This window comes from Lentzea nigeriaca, from assembly GCF_016907955.1.
GTDB classification, from domain to species: Bacteria; Actinomycetota; Actinomycetes; order Mycobacteriales; family Pseudonocardiaceae; genus Lentzea; species Lentzea nigeriaca.
Genome location: NZ_JAFBCX010000021.1, coordinates 28,960 through 46,930, shown reverse-complemented (window position 1 = coordinate 46,930; position 17,971 = coordinate 28,960). Strand labels below are relative to the sequence as shown.

Sequence of the window (17,971 nt, the reverse complement as noted above, 5' to 3'; positions counted from 1 at the left end):
CTTGGTCTAGACCGATGATGTTAGCGATAACACCCGTCAGCCTTGGCTCTGCACACCCATTGTGACCCCTATTCGAGCCGGAACGTCGCACGTCGGCGCGCGTCGCGGTCGTTACCGGGTCTGCCGGACACCAGTCTGCCCCGATCGTGAATGAGATAAGAATCTGCTCCAACATTCAACGAAATCGCCTTGCCGTCGGCGAGCCCCGGAACGCGCCGGAAACTCGCCGCCCGGCCGTAGGCGTCGGAGTCCTCGAACGGGTCGATGCGCACGACGTCGCCGTCCACCCGCACGTACCGGTCGGGGAAGTTGACCGACTGCAGGGCGACCGTGCCGGTGCCCAGGAAGCCCGGCACGAACCGGAACTGCGAGTCGGCCAGGTCGCGGACGTTGCCGTCGACCCGCAGCTGGTACTCGTAGTGCCGCACGTGCAGCCCGTCCAGTGTGGCCAGCCGCGAGATCGGGCCGCCCTTGCCGACCGGGACGCCGAAGCTCGGTGTGCCGTCGTCGTTCCAGTGCAGCCGCTGCACGCGGGTGTGCCGGTTCGGGTCGAACAGCGGATCACCGTTGATGTCGCGGTAGTCGCGGGCGTGGTAGACCAGCACGTCCATGTCGCCGACCGTGGTGAACGAGTTGTGCCCCGGCCCGTACTGCGACGTCGGCGCGTGGGTGGCGAAGATCGGCTGCGGCGACTTCGTCCACGACCGCGCGTCGAGCAGGTTCGCGTTCTCGTCCGCGGTCAGCAGGCCCATGCAGTAGCGGGCGTCGGTGGCGCTCGCGGAGAACGTGACGAACACGCGGCCGTTGCGGATCAGCACCGCGGGCCCCTCGTTCACCCGGAATCCCTGCACCTCCCACGACAAAGTGGGCGTCGCGATCCGCACCGGCGTGGTCTTGAGCGCGAGCGGTGAGGCCATCTCGGCGATGTAGAGGTTGGTGCCGGAGCCGACGGCCGGGTCGTTCTGCGCCCACAGGAAGTAACGCTTGCCGCGGTGCGCGAACGTCGTCGAGTCCAGTGTGAACGTGTCCAGATGGGTGATCATCTGGCCGCGCAGCACCCAGCCGCTCTCGCGCGGGTCGGCGTTCGGCGACTCCAGGACGTACGTGCGGATGCGGAACGGCTCGTCCTTGTCACCGGCGGCGAAGTAGATGTACCACTTGCCGTCGATGCGGTGCAGTTCCGGCGCCCAGATGTAGCCGCCCATCTTGCCGGACGCGGGCCTGCGCCAGATGGTCCGCTCCCGCGCGGAGGTCAGGCCGTCCAACGTGGACGCGCCGCGCACGACGATCCGGTCGTACTCCGGCACGGATCCGGTCAGGTAGTACATGCCGTCGGTCGGCGGGGTGATGAACGGGTCGGCGCGCTGCTCGACCAGCGGGTTGCGGGTGGGCAGCTCGGCGGCCGGCTCCGGCGCCGCCGCACCGGCCGCCGAGCCCGCGAGGGACAGCGTTCCGGTGGCGGCGAGGACACCGCCCGTGCCCAGCAGCAGGGATCTGCGGTCGATCACTTGCGGCTCCTGTCCTTGACCCGGAAGACCGTGATGGAGTTCGGCGGGAACGTGTGGGTGAACGAGCTGCGCACGCTGATCTGCTGGGTGCGCGGCCTGATGGGCTGGGCGAACTCGGTGTTCACGTCGTCGGGACGGCCCTGCAGGACGGTGACCCGCGCGGTCGAGGCCACCGGCACGCCGAGGTCGATCTTGGTGCGGGCGGCGTTGTCCTGGGCGTTGACGACCTTGACGATGAGCTCGCCAGTCGCGAGGTCGCGGGTGACGACCTGGCGGAACGGTTCCGCGGCCTTGTCGTCGGTGAACTCGCCCCACTTGATGCCGTCGAGGAACAGCTCGACGTGCCGTCCGCGCACGTCGACGCGCACGTCGTAGGTGCGGCCCGTTTCGACGCGGGTGCCGTTGCTCATCAACGTGCTCTTGCCGCCGCCGACGGCCTTCTCCACCGCGGACTGGGTGTTGTTCCAGCCGCCGAGGTTCCACCAGTAGAAGTTGCCGGTGTCCCGCACGCCGAACGCGACGAGGAAGCCCTCGCGGCCGGCCTGCTTGGTGGCCTTGAGGTTCAGCGTGTAGTCGTGCCAGTTCTTGTCGCCCGCGGTGACGAGCGTGTCCTCCGCGGCGGCGTCGGACTGGACGTAGGCGCCGTTCACGACGTTCCACGTGCCCTTGCCGGTCTTCGTCCACTGCGCGTCGGTGCCGGAGAAGTCGTCGCTGAACAGCTGCTGCCCGGACGCGCTGGTAACGCGCACATCGTCGTAGGTGGCGGCGGTCGCCCACGTGGAGAGGCCGATCGCGCCCGTGATCGGAGCCTGGGTGGACGGCGTGGCCGATGCCGTGCTGGGCACGACCTCGTCACCGACGTTGTTCATGAACAGCTTCTGCGTCTCGTAGCTCGCCGAGCCCCACGACGCGTGGTTGTTGAACCAGATCATGTCCGGCTTCCACTGCACGTAGTCCTCGTTGGACAGCAGTGGCGCGTACGAGGCCAGCTTCACGACGTCGGCGTTGCGTTCGAGCCCGGTCATGTACGCGGCTTCGGCCAGCGCGTTGAAGTACTTGTTGTCCAGGGACGCGTACTCGCCGAGGAACACCTTGGGACCGTTGCGGTCGTAGGAGTCGTAACGGTTGTTGTTCTCCAGGAACCACGACGGGCTGTTGTAGTAGTGCTCGTCGACCATCTTCACGCCGGTCTGCTTGTTGAGCTGCCACAGGCGGTCGAACGTGGCGCCGGTGTCGTCGGGGCCGGAGTTGCTGATGACGGTGATGTCCGGGTACTTCGCGTTGATCGCCTTGCGGAACTCGCTGAAGCGCGCGAAGAACTCGTCCGGCAGGTTCTCCTCGTTGCCGACGGAGAGGTGGGTGAGCTTGAACGGCTTGGGGTGCCCCATCTCGGCGCGCTTGCGGCCCCAGGTGGAGTCGGCGGGGCCGTTGGCGAACTCGATCAGGTCGAGCGTGTCCTGGACGTGCCGCTGCAGCAACGCCGGGTCGTTCGTGGCGCGGTTCTGGCCGCAGCCGGTGACGAGCGCGGGCACGACGGGCAGCGGCATGGCGCCGATGTCCTCGCTGAACTGGAAGTACTCGTAGTAACCGAGGCCGTACGACTGGTTGTAGCCCCAGAAGTTCCAGTTCGTGGCGCGCTGCTCGACCGGTCCGATCGTGTCCTTCCACTGGTACGAACGGCGGCGCTCGTAGTCCGGCGCGTCGTAGCCGTAGTGGCTGCCGGTGTTGACCAGGCAGCCACCGGGGAAGCGGACGAAGCCGGGCTTGAGCGCGGCGATCTTCTCGGCGAGGTCGCGGCGCAGGCCGTGGCCCTTGAAGGTGTCCTGCGGCATCAGCGAGATCATGTCGAGGCGCAGGGTGCCGGTGCCGCCGCCGGTGACGAGCAGCCGGCCGGTCGTCGTGGACTTCTTCGCGCGGACGGTCCCGGCGTACCGGGTCCAGCCGTCGCCCTTGACCTGGATCTTGACCGGGTCACCCAGAGGGCTGCCAGCCGGATCGGTGATGGTCGCGGTCAACGGGGTGGCGGCCTGGTCGGTGCGGGCCCAGACGGAGAAGTCGTAGCGCTGGCCCTCCTGGACCGCGATGCCGCTGTTGTAACCCGAATTGATGACACCGGCCGGCAGGCCGAGCGTGAGGTAGCGGCGGTTGCGCTCGTTCATCCTGCCGCTGTCGTCGGCCACGTCTACGGTGCCGCTGTGCGGCGCCCACGCGGTCAGACTGGTGTACGAGGCGTTGTCGGCCTTGTCGTACTCGAACGAGCGGTTCTGGACGAGCTCGGCGTACAGGCCGCCGTCAGCAGCCCGGTTGATGTCCTCGAAGAAGACGCCGTACATGGTGTCGTCGATCGACGCGCCCTTTTTCGAGGCGTCGACCTTGAGCGTGTAGTCCGTTTCGGCCGCGGCTCCGGAACCGGGTACGACTGCCAGCAGGGAAGCCGCCAGAGCGGCGGACAGCAGAACGTGCCTGGGGGACATGGGGGTTGAGCTCCCGACGTTGGAAGTTCAGTTACAAAAGTGAGCGCTAACATACGGCTGCGACCAGCGACGGTCAACGCTCACAAGTCGTTATGGTCAAACGCTTGACGAGACGGATGTGAGCGTTCACTGTTGTCCACCTGACAGCCGCGGACACGCGGTCGGGCTCCGCGACACCGTAGTCACCTCGGAGGAATCCCTGTGCTGAAGAAGATCACGACAGCCGCCAGCGTGATCGCGCTGTGCGCGCTGACAGCGTGCGGCTCTGGTTCTGGCGGTGCCGGCAACAACGGCACCAACGCGTCCGGCGACACCATCACGATGGGCTTCGCCCAGGTGGGCGCCGAGAGCGGCTGGCGCACCGCGAACACCAAGTCGATCCAGGACGAGGCCAAGGCCGCCGGGATCGACCTGAAGTTCTCCGACGCTCAGCAGAAGCAGGAGAACCAGATCAAGGCGATCCGGTCGTACATCCAGCAGAAGGTCAAGGTGATCGCGTTCAGCCCGGTCGTCGAGACCGGCTGGGACACCGTCCTGCTCGAGGCCAAGCGCGCGAACATCCCGGTGATCCTCACCGACCGCGCGATCGACTCGGACGACAAGTCGCTGTACAAGACGTTCCTCGGCTCGGACTTCGTCGAAGAGGGCAAGAAGGCCGGCGACTGGCTGGTCCAGAACGCCAGCGGCCCGACGAACGTCGTGGAACTGCAGGGCACCACCGGTGCGGCGCCCGCGATCGACCGCAAGAAGGGCTTCGAGGAGAAGATCGCCGCGAAGCCTGACATCAAGATCGTGGCCTCGCAGACCGGTGACTTCACCCGCTCCGGCGGCAAGCAGGTCATGGAAGCCTTCCTCAAGTCCCAGCCGAAGATCGACGTTGTCTACGCGCACAACGACGACATGGGCCTGGGCGCGATCGAGGCGATCAAGGCCGCCGGCAAGGTGCCCGGCAAGGACATCAAGATCATCACCGTGGACGCGGTGAAGGACGGCATGACGGCGCTCGCCAACGGTGAGATCAACTACATCGTCGAGTGCAACCCGTTGCTGGGCAAGCAGTTGATGGAGCTGGCCAAGAAGGTCGTCAAGGGCGAGGAGGTGCCGCCGAGGGTCGTGACCGTCGAGGGCACGTTCACGCAGGAGCAGGCGAAGGCCGCGCTCCCCCAGCGCCAGTACTGATCCCACAGTCTGCGGGACCCGCCGTTCTCTCACACATCCGGCGGCGGGTCCCGCACCCCAGCGACGAAGGCTCCCGCTATGACAGAGTCACCGCCGCCGGTTGTCGAAATGCGGGGCATCAGCCTCGCATTTCCTGGCGTGAAGGCGTTGCAGGACGTCGACTTCCGGCTGTTCCCCGGTGAAGTGCACGCTCTCATGGGCGAGAACGGCGCCGGAAAGTCCACCCTGATCAAGACGCTGACGGGCGTGCACACCCCGGACAGCGGCTCAGTGCTGCTGGCGGGCGAGTCCGTCGCGTTCTCCTCCCCCGGCCAGGCGCAGCAGGCCGGAATCAGCACGGTCTACCAGGAGGTCAACCTCTGCGCGAACCTCACGGTCGCGGAGAACATCCTGCTGGGCCGTGAACCCCGCAAGTTCGGGGGAATCGACTTCCCCGCGATGCGCAAGCGGGCCGCGGAGGTGCTGGCGCGCATCGGCGTGCACATCGACCCCGCGTCCGTGCTGGAAACCCATCCCATCGCCGTACAGCAACTCGTCGCGATCGCCCGCGCCATCGCGGTCGACTGCCGGGTGCTCGTGCTCGACGAACCGACGTCCAGCCTGGACGCCGGTGAGGTCGCCGAGCTGTTCCGGATCATGCGGGTGCTGCGCGACGAGGGCGTGGCGATCCTCTTCGTGTCGCACTTCCTCGACCAGATCTACGAGATCTCCGACCGGATGACGGTGCTGCGCAACGGAACCCTCGTCGGCGAGCACCTCACGTCCGAACTGGAACGCCGCGAACTGATCTCGAAGATGATCGGCCGCGAACTGGGCACGCTGGAGGCCATCGAGGACGCGAGCGAACGCCACTCCGTGTCCGGCCCGGTGCTCGTGCGCGCGGAGGGCCTCGGCCGCCGCGGCGCGATCGCCCCGTTCGACCTCGACATCCGCGCCGGCGAGGTGGTCGGCCTGGCGGGGCTGCTGGGATCCGGCCGCACCGAGCTCGCGCGGCTGCTGTTCGGTGCCGACCGCGCCGACTCCGGCAAGCTGATCGTCGACGGCACGCCGCTGCACCTGCGCGGACCGCGGTCGGCGATCGCCGCAGGGATCGCGTTCTGCTCGGAGGACCGCAAGGGCGAAGGTCTCGTCGCGGACCTGTCGATCCGCGACAACCTGGTGCTCGCCATGCAGGCGGCACGCGGGTGGAGCCGTCCGGTGTCGCGCAAGGTCAAGGACTCCCTCGTCGAGAAGTACCTCGCGGCGCTGGACATCCGGCCGGCCAACCCGGACGCGCTGGTGCGCACGCTGTCCGGCGGCAACCAGCAGAAGGTGTTGCTGGCCCGCTGGCTCGTCACCGAACCGCGGCTGCTGATCCTCGACGAGCCGACGCGCGGCATCGACATCGGCGCGAAGGCGCAGATCCAGCAGCTCGTCACCACTCTCGCGGCCGAGGGCACGGCGGTGCTGTTCATCTCGGCGGAGTTGGAGGAGGTCGTGCGCATCGCCGACCGGATCGTGGTGCTGAGGGATCGGCACAAGATCGCAGAACTGGACGGCGGCTCGACCATCGACCAGGTCGTCGAGCTGATCGCGGGCGAGCCGGTGCCGGAGGAGGTGGCGTCGTGAAGAACCGTCTGCTCTGGCCGATCCTGGCGCTGATCGCGCTGTTGCTGCTCAACCTCGTCGTCACGCCGTCGTTCTTCGCGTTGCGCATCCAGGACGGCCATCTCTACGGCGGTCTGGTCGACGTGCTCAAGAACGGCGCGCCGACGCTGCTCATCGCGATCGGCATGACGCTGGTCATCGCCACCCGCGGTATCGACCTGTCCGTCGGCGCGGTCGCGGCCATCGCCGCCGCCGTCACGTGTGTCCACATCGGAACGTCGCCGGACGTCGGCACGGCGCTGGCGGGCATGGCGATCGCGCTCGTGCTCTGCGCGGTGCTGGGCCTGTGGAACGGTTTCCTGGTGGCGGGACTCGGCATTCAGCCGATCATCGCCACGCTGGTGCTGATGACCGCGGGCCGCGGCATCGCCATGCTGGTGACCGAGGGCCAGATCATCACCGTGAACAACGACGCCTACCGGCAGGTGGGCGCGGGGTTCGTGGTCCTGCCGGTCTCCATCCTGATCAGCCTCGCCGTCCTCGGCCTGGTGGCGCTCACCACGCGCAAGACCGCGCTGGGCATGCTGATCGAGGCGGTCGGCGTCAACCCGGAGGCCTCACGCCTCGCCGGCGTCCGCTCCCGGACGATCATCTGGACGGTCTACGTGTTCGCCGCGGTGTGCGCGGGCATCGCCGGTCTGATGATCAGCTCGAACGTGAGCGCCGCCGACGCCAACAGCAACGGCCTGTGGATCGAGATGGACGCGATCCTCGCGGTGGTCATCGGCGGCACGTCGCTCGCGGGCGGCCGGTACTCGCTCACCGGCACGCTGCTCGGCTCCCTGATCATCCAGACCCTCACCACGACCGTCTACACGATCGGCGTGGCGGCGGAGGTCACGCTGGTGTTCAAGGCGGTCGTCGTCATCACCGTGTGCCTGATCCAGTCACCTAAGGCCCGCGCAGCCCTGAGCTTCCGGAAGGTGGCCGTGTCATGACCGCTCTCACCACCAGGCTGCCCGCGCGGTTCCTGCCCGTCCTCGCGACGGTGGTGCTGTTCGTGCTGACGTTCGGCGCCGGCTCCATCCGCTACGACGGTTTCGCGTCCGGGCAGGTCATCGCGAACCTGTTCATCGACAACGCGTTCCTGATCGTGCTCGCGGCCGGGATGACGTTCGTGATCCTCAGCGGCGGCATCGACCTGTCCGTCGGCTCGGTCGTCGCACTGTCCACAATGGTCACGGCGGCGGGCCTGCGCGCGGGCTGGCCGGTCCCGCTGGTCATCATCGCCGTGCTGCTCATCGGGTCGACGCTCGGCCTGGTGATGGGCGTGGTGATCCACAAGTTCGACATCCAGCCGTTCATCGTGACGCTCGCCGGCATGTTCCTGGCACGCGGCCTGTGCTTCCTGATCAGCGTGGAGTCGGTGTCCATCAAGGACACCACGTTCCGCGACGTCGCCACGGCGGTCATCGAACTGCCCGGTGGCGTCACCATCACCTACAACGTGGTGATCGCGCTCGTGGTCGTGCTGGTCGCCCTGTACGTGCTGCACCGCACCCGGTTCGGCCGGACGGTCTACGCGGTGGGCGGCAACGAGCAGTCGGCGTTGCTGATGGGTCTGCCGACCGCGCGCACGAAGGTCGGCGTGTACGTGATCAGCGGATTCTGCTCGGCGCTGGGAGGCCTGCTGTTCAGCCTCTACATGCTGTCCGGCTACGGCCTGCACGCCGTCGGCATGGAGCTCGACGCGATCGCTGCGGTCGTCATCGGCGGCACGCTGCTCGCGGGCGGTCTCGGGTACGTGCTCGGCTCGCTGGCCGGCGTGCTGGTGCTCGGCACGATCCAGACGCTGATCTCGTTCCAGGGCACGCTCAGCTCGTGGTGGACCAAGATCGTGATCGGCGCGCTGCTGCTGGTCTTCATCGCGGTCCAGCGCGGCATGATCCGCGGCAGGCGACGACAGGGAGCCATCGCGTCCTGACCGACCAACGGCGAGCTGCTGGAACACGTACATCCGGCAGCTCGCCGGGCGCTTCTGGGCGACGGCATAGACTCGACTCATGCCGCTGGTGGAGATCGGCCTGCTCGGAGAGGTGACCGCGCGGGTCGGAGGTCGCCACGTCGAACTGGGACCCGCGCGGCAGCGGTGTGTGCTCGCGGCGCTGGTGATCGACGTCAACAGGCCCGTCCCGGTCACGCAGCTGATCGACCGCGTCTGGGGTGATCAGCCCCCACCGCAGGCACGGGCGACGCTGTACAGCTACCTCTCCAGGCTGCGGCAGGCGTTCGCGGGCACCGGGGTCGAGCTCCAGGCCAGGCCCGACGGGTACGTGCTCTCCACCGACGAGTCCTCTGTGGACCTGCTGCGGTTCAGGGAACTCCGCGACCAGGGCCTGTTCGCCGAGGCACTCGCCGTGTGGCGCGGCGAGCCGTTGACCGGGATCGGCGGCTCGTGGGCCGACCTGACCCGCGACCACCTGGCTCGGGAACGCGACGCCGCCGAGCTCGACCTCATCGACGAACGGCTGCGGCTCGGCCAGGGCCCCGAGGTCCTCGCGGCGATCTCCGCGCTCGCCGTGCGGCATCCCCTCGACGAACGCGTTGCGGCACAACACCTGCAGGCGCTCGCGCAGGCCGGCCGGATTTCCGAGGCCCTGGAACAGTTCCTGGTCGTCCGCACCCGGCTGATCGACGAGCTCGGCACCGAGCCGGGCGTGGACCTCAAGCGGCTGCACGAACAGCTGCTCACCTGCGATCGACCCGCCGCGGTCCCGCGTCAGCTGCCGTCGGCCCCGGCGCAGTTCGTCGGCAGGCAGGAAGACCTGGCCGAACTGGACGACGCCGTGCGCACCGGTGTGGCGGCGATCGCGGGCGCGGGCGGCATGGGCAAGACGTGGCTCGCCCTGCACTGGGCGCACCGCAACCTGCACCGCTTCCCGGACGGCCAGCTGTTCGTCGACCTGCGCGGCTTCAGCCCCGACGAGACGCCGATGGAACCGGACGTCGCGATCCGCGGGTTCCTGCACGCGCTGGGCCTCGACGCGGGCGCCATCCCGGCCGACCCGCCGGCCAGGGCCGCGTTGTTCCGCAGCCTCGCCGCCCGGCGGCGCCTGCTCGTGGTCATCGACAACGCGGCCGACGCCTCCCAGGTCGTCGGGTTCCTGCCCGGCGGCGACACGTGCCGGGTACTCGTGACCAGCCGCAACCGGTTGCCAGGCCTGGTGAGGCAGCCCGTCGGTCTCGACGTGCTCGCCGACGCGGACGCGAGCACGTTGCTCGCCACCAGGATCGGCACGACCAGGCTGAACGCCGAACCCCTCGCCGTGGCGAGGCTGATCGACCTGTGCGGCGGGCTGCCGCTCGCGTTGAGCATCGTCGGCGCCCGCGTACTCACCGAACCGGACCTGTCGCTCGCCGCCATCGCCCGCCAGCTCGAGGAACTCGGCCTCGGCGCGCTCGACGCGGACCCGAGCGTCAGCCTCCCGGTCGTGCTCTCCTGGTCGTACCGGGCGTTGACCGACGAGCAGCGGCAGATGTTCGCCCTGCTCGGCGTCGCGCCGGGCGAGGACATCAGCCTCGAAGCCGCCGCGAGCCTCGCCGGGGTGTCCACAAGGGACGCCGGAGCCACTCTGCGCGCGCTGGAGCAGGCCTCGCTGATCTCGATCGGCGCCGGCTTCCGCGCGAGGATGCACGACCTCGTCCGCGCGTACGCGGCCGAAATGCCCGCACCGGCCGACGAGGCGCTGCGCAGGCTCGTCGACCATCACGTGCACACCGGCCACGCCAACGACCGGCTGATCGACCCGCACCGCCCGTTGATCGACCTCAGCGAACCGGCCGCGGGCACCGTGATCACCCCCGCCGGTGACAAGGCCTGCGCCCTGGCCTGGTTCGACGCCGAACGCGCCACCCGCAGGGCCGTGCAGCAGGTGGCGGCCCAGCGCGGCTGGAACGACCGGGTCGTGCTGCTGGCCAGGGTGTCGCACGCCTACCACCAGCTGCGCGGCCACCTCGACGACGAGCTGGCCATGTGGCAGACAGCCATCGAAGCCGCCGACGACCTGCAGGAGAAGGTCGTCGCGCACCGGATCATGGGCAGCAGCCTCGGCCAGGTCCAGCGCTTCGACGAGGCCCAGCACCACCTCGACGCCTCCCTCGCCCTGGCCGAGCAGGCAGGCGAACCACTGCCTCTCGCGTCCGCCCACGGCGCGCTGACGTGGCTGTGGACCAGCAGGTCCGAGCACCACCGGGCGTACGAGCACGCCAAGGCCGCGCTGCCGCACTACCGGCGCACCGGCAACCAGATGCTGATCGCCTTGGCGCACAACAACATCGGCTACTGCGCCGCGGAGGTCGGCGACACCGGACAAGGCCGCGAGCACGCCACCAAGGCGTTGGAGATGCTCCACGAACTCGGCGACCGGCAGGGCGAGGCGACGGCCGTCGACACGCTCGCCCGCATCGCGTACCAGGTCGGCGACCACGCCGAGTCGATCGCACTCTACGAACGCGCCGCCGAGCTGTACCGGGCCGAGAACGACGACTACACCACCGCGACGGTGCTCGTGGGCCTCGGCGACCCGCACCTGGCGCTCGAACAGCTCGACCGGGCGGCGGAGGTGTGGCAGCAGGCTCTGGACCTGCTCGAGCAGCAGGGTCGCGAGGAGGAGGCGGACCGGGTGCGCAAGCAACTGGCAGCCATCCACGTGACCCTGGGGGACTGATCACCAGGGATTCTCACGGGCGCGAAGCCAGCCGAAAACGACGAGTCTTGCTCCTGCACACAGCATCACGAGGAGCGAGGGAAATGCCCACCATCACGCTGTCCCAGCAGACCACCGCGACGCCCGAGCAGTTCGTCGCCGGCCTCACCGACTTCGGTCCCGGCCGCGCGACGCTCTTCCCGAACAGCGCCGACGACTTCCTGAAGGTGCACGAGCTGGGCGACGCCTACGCCGACGTGACCGAGGGCTCCGGCGGCATCTGGGAGCGTCTGCACTACGACTGGTCGGATCTCAGCCACGTCGTGCTGCGGACCGTCGACTCCAACGTGTGGGGCGGCAGGTCCGGCCACACCTACACGTTCACGAAGCAGGCCGACGGAACGACTGTCGTGCACGCCGAGGTGGTGCGCGAAGGCAAGAACTTCAAGGGCCGCCTGCTCGGGCTGTCGCTCGGGCTGCTCGGCCAGAAGGTGCTGGGCGGCGCGCTGGAGAAGACCGTGCGGGCCATCGAGACCAGGGTTAGGTAAGGGTGCCCTTGGTCGATGCGGCGGGCGGCGGCTAACGTAGCCCGTCGTGAGCATGGTGGTGGAGCAACGCGGGCTGGAACCCGCGCCGGCCGGGGCGAGTCCGCAGCGGCGGCGACGCATCGGCCTGGTGTCGCTGGTGGTGTTGCTCGCCGTGGCGGCGGTGCTGTCGCTGGTCATCGGCGCGCGGTCGCTGACCCCCGCCGAGGTGTGGCAGGGGTTGTTCGGTGATCCCGGCACCGACCAGCGGCTCACCGAGATCACGCTCATCGTGCAGACGTTGCGGGTGCCGCGGACGGTGCTCGCGATCGTGGCGGGGCTCGCGCTCGGGGTCGCCGGGGCGTTGATCCAGGGGCACACCCGCAACCCCATCGCGGACACCGGTCTGCTCGGCGTCAACTCCGGGGCGTCGTTCGCCGTGGTGCTCGCGGTCTACCTCCTCGGGCTGCAGAACCCGATCCAGTACCTGTGGTTCGCGTTCATCGGGGCCGCGGGCGCCGGGGTGCTGGTGTTCGGGCTGTCGAGCCTCGGGCGCGGGTCCGGCAACCCGCTGACGCTCGCGCTGGCCGGGCAGGGCGTCACGGTGTTCCTCGCCGCGATGACCACCGCGGTCGCCTTGTCCGACAAGCAGACCCTGGACGTCCTGCGCTACTGGAACGCGGGCTCGGTGCAGGGCGTCGGGTGGGACGTGATCGTGGTGGCGGCGATCTTCGTGGCCGCCGGGCTGATCCTGGCGCTGCTCAACCTGCCGACGATCAACCTGCTCAACCTCGGTGACGACGTGGCGCGCGGGCTCGGCGTGAACATCGCGGCCGGGCGGACCATCGGCGTCGTGGCTGTCACGTTGCTTGCGGGCGCGGCCACGGCGGCGTGTGGGCCCATCGCGTTTCTGGGTCTGATGGTCGCGCACGTCGCGCGGTGGTTCACGGGGCCGGACTACCGGTGGCTGGTGCCGTACGCCGGGTTGCTCGGCGCGGGCGTGCTGCTCGTCGGCGACATCGCGGGACGGCTCGTCGTGCGGCCGGCCGAGCTGCAGGCGGGCATCGTCATCGCGATCATCGGCGCACCGTTCTTCGCGGCGCTGGTCTGGCTCGGGAAGTTCAGGCAGGCATGAGCACACAGATGCACCCCGGCGTTCGCGTCGGGAACTGGTCGTGGGTCTGGCGGCCGCGGATCGTGCTCGTCACGACGATCCTCGCGGCGCTCACGTTCCTCGTCTTCTGCGTGTCGATCTCGGTCGGCGACTTCACGATCGACCTGCCCTCGGTGATCAGGACGATCTTCGGGCAGGGCGAGCGGGTCGACGAGTTCGTGATCATGGACCTGCGGATGCCGCGCGCGCTCGTCGGCCTGATCGTGGGCGCCGCGCTCGGGATCTCCGGCGCGCTCACGCAGTCGATCGCGCGCAACCCGTTGGCCAGTCCTGACGTTCTCGGAATCACCGGCGGTGCCAGCGCGACCGCGGTCTTCCTCGTCACGGCCACCGGCGGCGCGGTGGTCACCGGCACGATCGGGTTGCCGGCCGCCGCGCTCACCGGTGGGTTGCTGACCGGGTTGCTCGTCTACTTCCTGGCGTGGCGCCGGGGCATCGACGGCTTCCGGCTGATCCTGATCGGCGTCGCGGTCAGCGCGGTCATGCAGGCGCTCACGACGTGGCTGCTGGTGCTGGCGGACATCCGTGACGTCGCCCGCGCGCAGGCGTGGCTCGTCGGGTCGCTCGACTCGCGGTCGTGGGGCGAGGTGTGGACGACGCTCTGGGTCACCGTCGCGTTGATCGCGGTCGTGCTGGTCACGGCCTTCCAGCTGCAGCCGATGCACTTCGGTGACGACGTCGCCGCCGGACTCGGGGTCCGGTACTCGGCCGTGCGCGCCGTGCTGCTGCTCTGCGCGGTTCTGCTCGCCGGGGTCGCGGTGTCGGCCGCCGGACCGGTGCCGTTCGTCGCCCTGGTCGCGCCGCAAATCACCATGCGACTGCTGCGCACGCCGGTACCGCCGTTGATCGCGTCCGGCCTTTTCGGTGCGCTGCTGCTGATCGGCTCGGACCTCATCGCACGGCCCGTGCTGCCCAACGACCTGCCCGTCGGCATCGTCACGGCGATCATCGGCGGGCCGTTCCTGGTCTACCTGCTGGTGCGGGCGAACCTCAAGCGCGCGGCCTGAGGTAACCCTCTCTTAAGTAAGGTTGCCCTATGACCGCGCTGCGCAACGATGCCGCCCGATTGGGGGCCGAGGGCGTCACGGTCGGGTACGCCGACCGGGTCGTCCTCGACAACCTCGACGTCACCATCCCGACCGGTGTGATCACCACGGTCATCGGCCCGAACGGCTGCGGCAAGTCGACGTTGCTGCGCACGCTGTCGCGCCTGCTCAAACCCCGCCAGGGAACCGTGCTGCTGGACGGCCACGACATCGCGCGACTCAAGACCAAGGACGTCGCGAAGCGGATGGGTCTGCTCCCGCAGACCCCGATCGCGCCGGAGGGCCTCACGGTCGCCGACCTGGTCGCCCGCGGCCGGCACCCGCACCAGAGCTGGGTGCGCCAGTGGTCGAGCGACGACGCGGACGTCGTGGCGAAAGCCCTGCACATGACCGGTGTCGCCGATCTCGCGCACCGCCCGGTCGACTCGCTCTCCGGTGGTCAACGGCAGCGTGTGTGGATCTCCATGACCCTGGCCCAGGGCACCGACCTGCTGCTGCTCGACGAGCCGACGACCTACCTCGACCTCGCGCACGCGATCGACGTGATCGACCTCGTCGACGACCTGCACGAGGGCGGCTGCACGATCGTGATGGTCCTGCACGACCTCAACCTGGCCGTCCGCTACAGCGACAACCTGATCGTCATGAAGTCGGGATCCATTGTCGCGCAAGGACATCCGAGCGAGGTGATCACCAGCGAGCTGCTGCTGGACACGTTCGGCCTGCAGGCGAAGGTCATCGACGACCCGGTCAGCGAACGCCCGTTGATCGTGCCCATCGGCCGGACTCACGTGGCCGTGACAAAGAGCTAGGTTAGCCTGCCCTAACGGGTGGTAAGGTTCGCCTGTCCTAATCTCCCCGCCGCGTGGGCAGCGAAGAACGAGGTGCCGAATGGGCCAGCGAACGACCATGACCTGGAAGCGATTGGCCACTGCGGCAACAGCTGTGGTGGTCGGTGCCGGCGTCCTCGCCGGGTGCGGTTCCTCCACTCCGGCGTCGACGCCCGGCGCGAACAACGCCTCCGGTGGCACGTTCCCGGCCAAGGTCGAGCACTTCTTCGGCACCACGGAGATCAAGGAAGCGCCCAAGCGCGTCGTCTCCCTCGGCTACACCGACGACCAGACGATGCTCGCGCTAGGCACCGTGCCGGTCGGCATGGTCGACCAGTACCCGAACCCGGACGGCAAGACCCCGGACATCAACACTCAATGGGCCTGGGTGAAGGACAAGTGGGGCTCGGCCAAGCCCGAGGTCGTCCTGAAGAACGGCGACACCGAGCCGAACTACGAGAAGATCGCCCAGCTGCGCCCCGACCTGATCATCGCGGTGTACTCGGAGGCCGACCAGGCCTGGTACGACAAGCTGAGCAAGATCGCTCCGACGGTCGGCCGCACCAAGGAGGAGAAGGAGCCGTTCAGCGCGAAGTGGCAGGACAACGCGCTGCAGGTCGCCAAGGCGCTCGGCAAGGCCGACGAGGGCGCCAAGATGATCAAGGCGATCGACGACAAGATGGCCGACGCCAAGAAGGCGAACCCCGCGTGGGCGAACGAGACCGCCGTCGTCACCTCGTGGTACAAGGACGCCGTCGCACCGTTCACCACCACTGACGTCCGCGGCCAGCTCGTGAGCGGCATCGGCTTCAAGGGCAACACGAAGATCGACGAGATCGCCGCCGGCAAGTTCTACGTGGCGCTGTCGCCCGAGCGCATGGACCTGATGAACGTCGACCGCGTCTTCGTGATCGCGGACGAGGCTGACCAGAAGTCGCTGAAGAACTTCCAGCTCTTCGCGAACCTGCCCGCGGTCAAGGCGGGCAAGGTCCACTGGATCCTCGACAGCGAGGGTCCCGCCGTCGGTGCCGCGATGTCGCAGGCCACCCTCGCGTCCCTGCCGTACGCGATCGACGAGCTGGTGAAGTCCGCCAAGTCGGCCGGCTGATCCACACTCCTGCGAAAGGTCTCCCCCGTGACCACGAGTGTCTCTGGCGCGCCCGCGAAAACCCTGCGCACGGCGACCGGACGGGAGGCCCTTCGCTGGGTGCTCGACCACTGCCGCACCGCTCCCGGCCTGCCGATCGCCACCGTGCTGGCGACGGTGGCCGGGGCGGTGCTGCAGATCGTCCCGGTGTTCCTGCTGGGCACCGTCGTGGACGGGATCGTCGGCGGGCGCGACGCGTCGATCCTCTGGTCCATCGGGATCGCGACGGTCGTGGCCGCGCTGTCCGGTGCGGTGATGACCGCCGTCTCCACCTGCCTCGTCGGCCGGTTCGGCGCGGAAATGCTGGCGCGACTGAGGGAAGGCGCCGTCCGCGCGGTGCTCGGGATGCCGAGCGCGCGCGTCGAGCAGGTGGGTCGCGGCGACGTGCTGTCGCGCGTCGGTGACGACGTCGCGATCATCTCCAAGGGTTTCCGCACCGCGATTCCGACGATCTTCTCCGCGGTCGTGCTCGTCGTCGTCGCCACCGCGGGCATGTTCGGCCTCGACTGGCGGCTCGGTGTCGCCGGTGCGTGCGCGCTTCCCGCCTACGCCTTCGCGTTGCGCTGGTACCTGCCGCGCTCGCAGCCGCTCTACCGCGCCCGGTCCGAGGCGCAGGCCGACCGCGCGCAGGCGTTGATCAGCGGCCTCGACGGCATCGCCACCATCCGCGCCTACCGCCTCGAGAACACGTTCCGGGACAAGGTGACCGCCGAGTCGTGGCGGGTGCGCGACATCGGCATCGAAGTCTTCCGGTTCTTCGGCCGGTTCATCGGCAGGGAGAACCGCGCCGAGTTCATCGGCCTCGGGCTGATCATCGTCGTCGGCTACGTCCTCGTGACGAACGGGCAGTCCTCGCTCGGCCAGGTCTCCGTCGCGGCGCTGCTCTTCCACAAGCTGTTCGTGCCGCTCGGGTTGATCATGGCGTTCTTCGACGAGGCGCAGAAGTCCGGTGCCGGGCTGACCCGGCTCGTCGGTGTGCTCACGGAGTCCGACGGCGACTCGCTCGTCCGCAGCGCGGCCGGGGTCGCGCACAGCGCCGAGCCGCTTCCGGTGTCGGTGCGCGGACTTTCCTTCCGCTATCCCGAGTCCGAGCACGACGTGTTGCGCGACATCGACCTGGAGATCCCCGCGGGCACCTCGCTGGCGCTGGTCGGCGCGACCGGTGCGGGCAAGACGACGCTGGCCGCACTGGTCGCCGGGACCGGCACCCCGTTGACCGGTTCAGTCCACATCGGACCGACGAACCTCGCCGACGTCGACGAGGCGGGCGCCCGCGCGTTGGTCAGCATCCTGACCCAGGAAGCCCACGTCTTCGCCGGTCCGCTCGCCGAGGATCTGCGGTTGGCCGCACCGGATGCGACCGACGACGAGCTGATGGACGCACTGCGCACGGTCGGCGCGGACACGTGGGCGCAAGCGCTTCCGCAGGGCCTGCAGACCGACGTGGGCGAAGGTGGCGAACGCCTCGACGTCACCAAGATCGCCCAGATCGCACTGGCCAGGCTCGTGCTCGGCCGCTCCCCCGTCGTCGTGCTCGACGAGTCGACGGCCGAGGCGGGCAGCCAGGGTGCCGCCGCGCTCGAACGGGCCGCGCTGGCCGCCTGCCGAGGCCGCACGACGCTTCTGGTCGCTCACCGGCTGACCCAGGCGATCGCGGCGGACCGGATCGCCGTGCTCGAAGCGGGCCGCGTGCTGGAGCAGGGCACGCACGAGGAACTGGTCGCGCGTGACGGGCGTTACGCGGCACTTTGGGCCGCCTGGCGATTCGGGTCAGCCGCTAGTTAGGTTAGGCTCAC

General features: G+C 69.0%; 13 protein-coding genes. 11 read left to right on the top strand and 2 right to left on the bottom strand.

Annotation, left to right across the window (positions count from 1 at the left end; translation table 11 throughout):
* Window positions 1-68: 68 nt before the first annotated feature.
* Window positions 69-1,508 carry a family 43 glycosylhydrolase gene (locus JOD27_RS39675; protein ID WP_204767521.1) on the bottom strand — a complete coding sequence of 480 codons (1,440 nt, stop codon included), beginning with the start codon at window positions 1,506-1,508 and terminating at the stop codon, window positions 69-71.
* Window positions 1,505-3,982: an alpha-L-arabinofuranosidase family protein gene (locus JOD27_RS39670; protein ID WP_204767520.1), complete on the bottom strand. Its 2,478-nt coding sequence runs from the start codon at window positions 3,980-3,982 to the stop codon at window positions 1,505-1,507. Before JOD27_RS39670 ends, JOD27_RS39675 begins: the two co-directional genes overlap by 4 nt.
* Before the next feature lie 201 nt (window positions 3,983-4,183).
* Here JOD27_RS39670 and JOD27_RS39665 point away from each other — a divergent pair, with 201 nt between their 5' ends.
* From JOD27_RS39665 to JOD27_RS39615, 11 genes are all read left to right on the top strand, one after another.
* Window positions 4,184-5,161, top strand: coding sequence for an ABC transporter substrate-binding protein (locus tag JOD27_RS39665; protein ID WP_204767519.1), 978 nt, complete (start codon window positions 4,184-4,186; stop codon window positions 5,159-5,161).
* A 108-nt stretch (window positions 5,162-5,269) separates the two neighbouring features.
* Complete coding sequence (locus tag JOD27_RS39660; protein ID WP_204767518.1) at window positions 5,270-6,769, top strand: sugar ABC transporter ATP-binding protein; 1,500 nt, start codon at window positions 5,270-5,272, stop codon at window positions 6,767-6,769.
* The gene (locus JOD27_RS39655) at window positions 6,766-7,746 is read left to right on the top strand and encodes an ABC transporter permease (RefSeq protein ID WP_204767517.1); all 981 of its coding nucleotides are present in this window, start codon (window positions 6,766-6,768) and stop codon (window positions 7,744-7,746) included. Before JOD27_RS39660 ends, JOD27_RS39655 begins: the two co-directional genes overlap by 4 nt.
* A complete protein-coding gene (yjfF, locus tag JOD27_RS39650) occupies window positions 7,743-8,732 on the top strand; it encodes a galactofuranose ABC transporter, permease protein YjfF (protein ID WP_204767516.1) in 990 nt (329 codons plus the stop codon). The genes JOD27_RS39655 and yjfF overlap by 4 nt, the downstream gene beginning before the upstream one ends.
* 79 nt (window positions 8,733-8,811) lie before the next feature.
* Complete coding sequence (locus JOD27_RS39645; protein ID WP_204767515.1) at window positions 8,812-11,475, top strand: AfsR/SARP family transcriptional regulator; 2,664 nt, start codon at window positions 8,812-8,814, stop codon at window positions 11,473-11,475.
* Between the two features lie 83 nt (window positions 11,476-11,558).
* Window positions 11,559-12,002, top strand: coding sequence for a hypothetical protein (locus JOD27_RS39640; RefSeq protein ID WP_204767514.1), 444 nt, complete (start codon window positions 11,559-11,561; stop codon window positions 12,000-12,002).
* Between the two features lie 52 nt (window positions 12,003-12,054).
* A complete protein-coding gene (locus tag JOD27_RS39635; protein WP_204767585.1) occupies window positions 12,055-13,113 on the top strand; it encodes a FecCD family ABC transporter permease in 1,059 nt (352 codons plus the stop codon).
* Window positions 13,110-14,159 (top strand): FecCD family ABC transporter permease, encoded by a 1,050-nt coding sequence (locus JOD27_RS39630; protein WP_204767513.1) that lies wholly within the window; start codon window positions 13,110-13,112, stop codon window positions 14,157-14,159. The genes JOD27_RS39635 and JOD27_RS39630 overlap by 4 nt, the downstream gene beginning before the upstream one ends.
* A 29-nt stretch (window positions 14,160-14,188) precedes the next feature.
* Window positions 14,189-15,010, top strand: coding sequence for an ABC transporter ATP-binding protein (locus JOD27_RS39625; RefSeq protein ID WP_204767512.1), 822 nt, complete (start codon window positions 14,189-14,191; stop codon window positions 15,008-15,010).
* A gap of 97 nt (window positions 15,011-15,107) precedes the next feature.
* Window positions 15,108-16,136: an iron-siderophore ABC transporter substrate-binding protein gene (locus JOD27_RS39620; RefSeq protein WP_204767511.1), complete on the top strand. Its 1,029-nt coding sequence runs from the start codon at window positions 15,108-15,110 to the stop codon at window positions 16,134-16,136.
* A gap of 27 nt (window positions 16,137-16,163) precedes the next feature.
* Window positions 16,164-17,960 carry an ABC transporter ATP-binding protein gene (locus JOD27_RS39615; RefSeq protein ID WP_204767510.1) on the top strand — a complete coding sequence of 599 codons (1,797 nt, stop codon included), beginning with the start codon at window positions 16,164-16,166 and terminating at the stop codon, window positions 17,958-17,960.
* The last annotated feature ends 11 nt before the right edge of the window (window positions 17,961-17,971 follow it).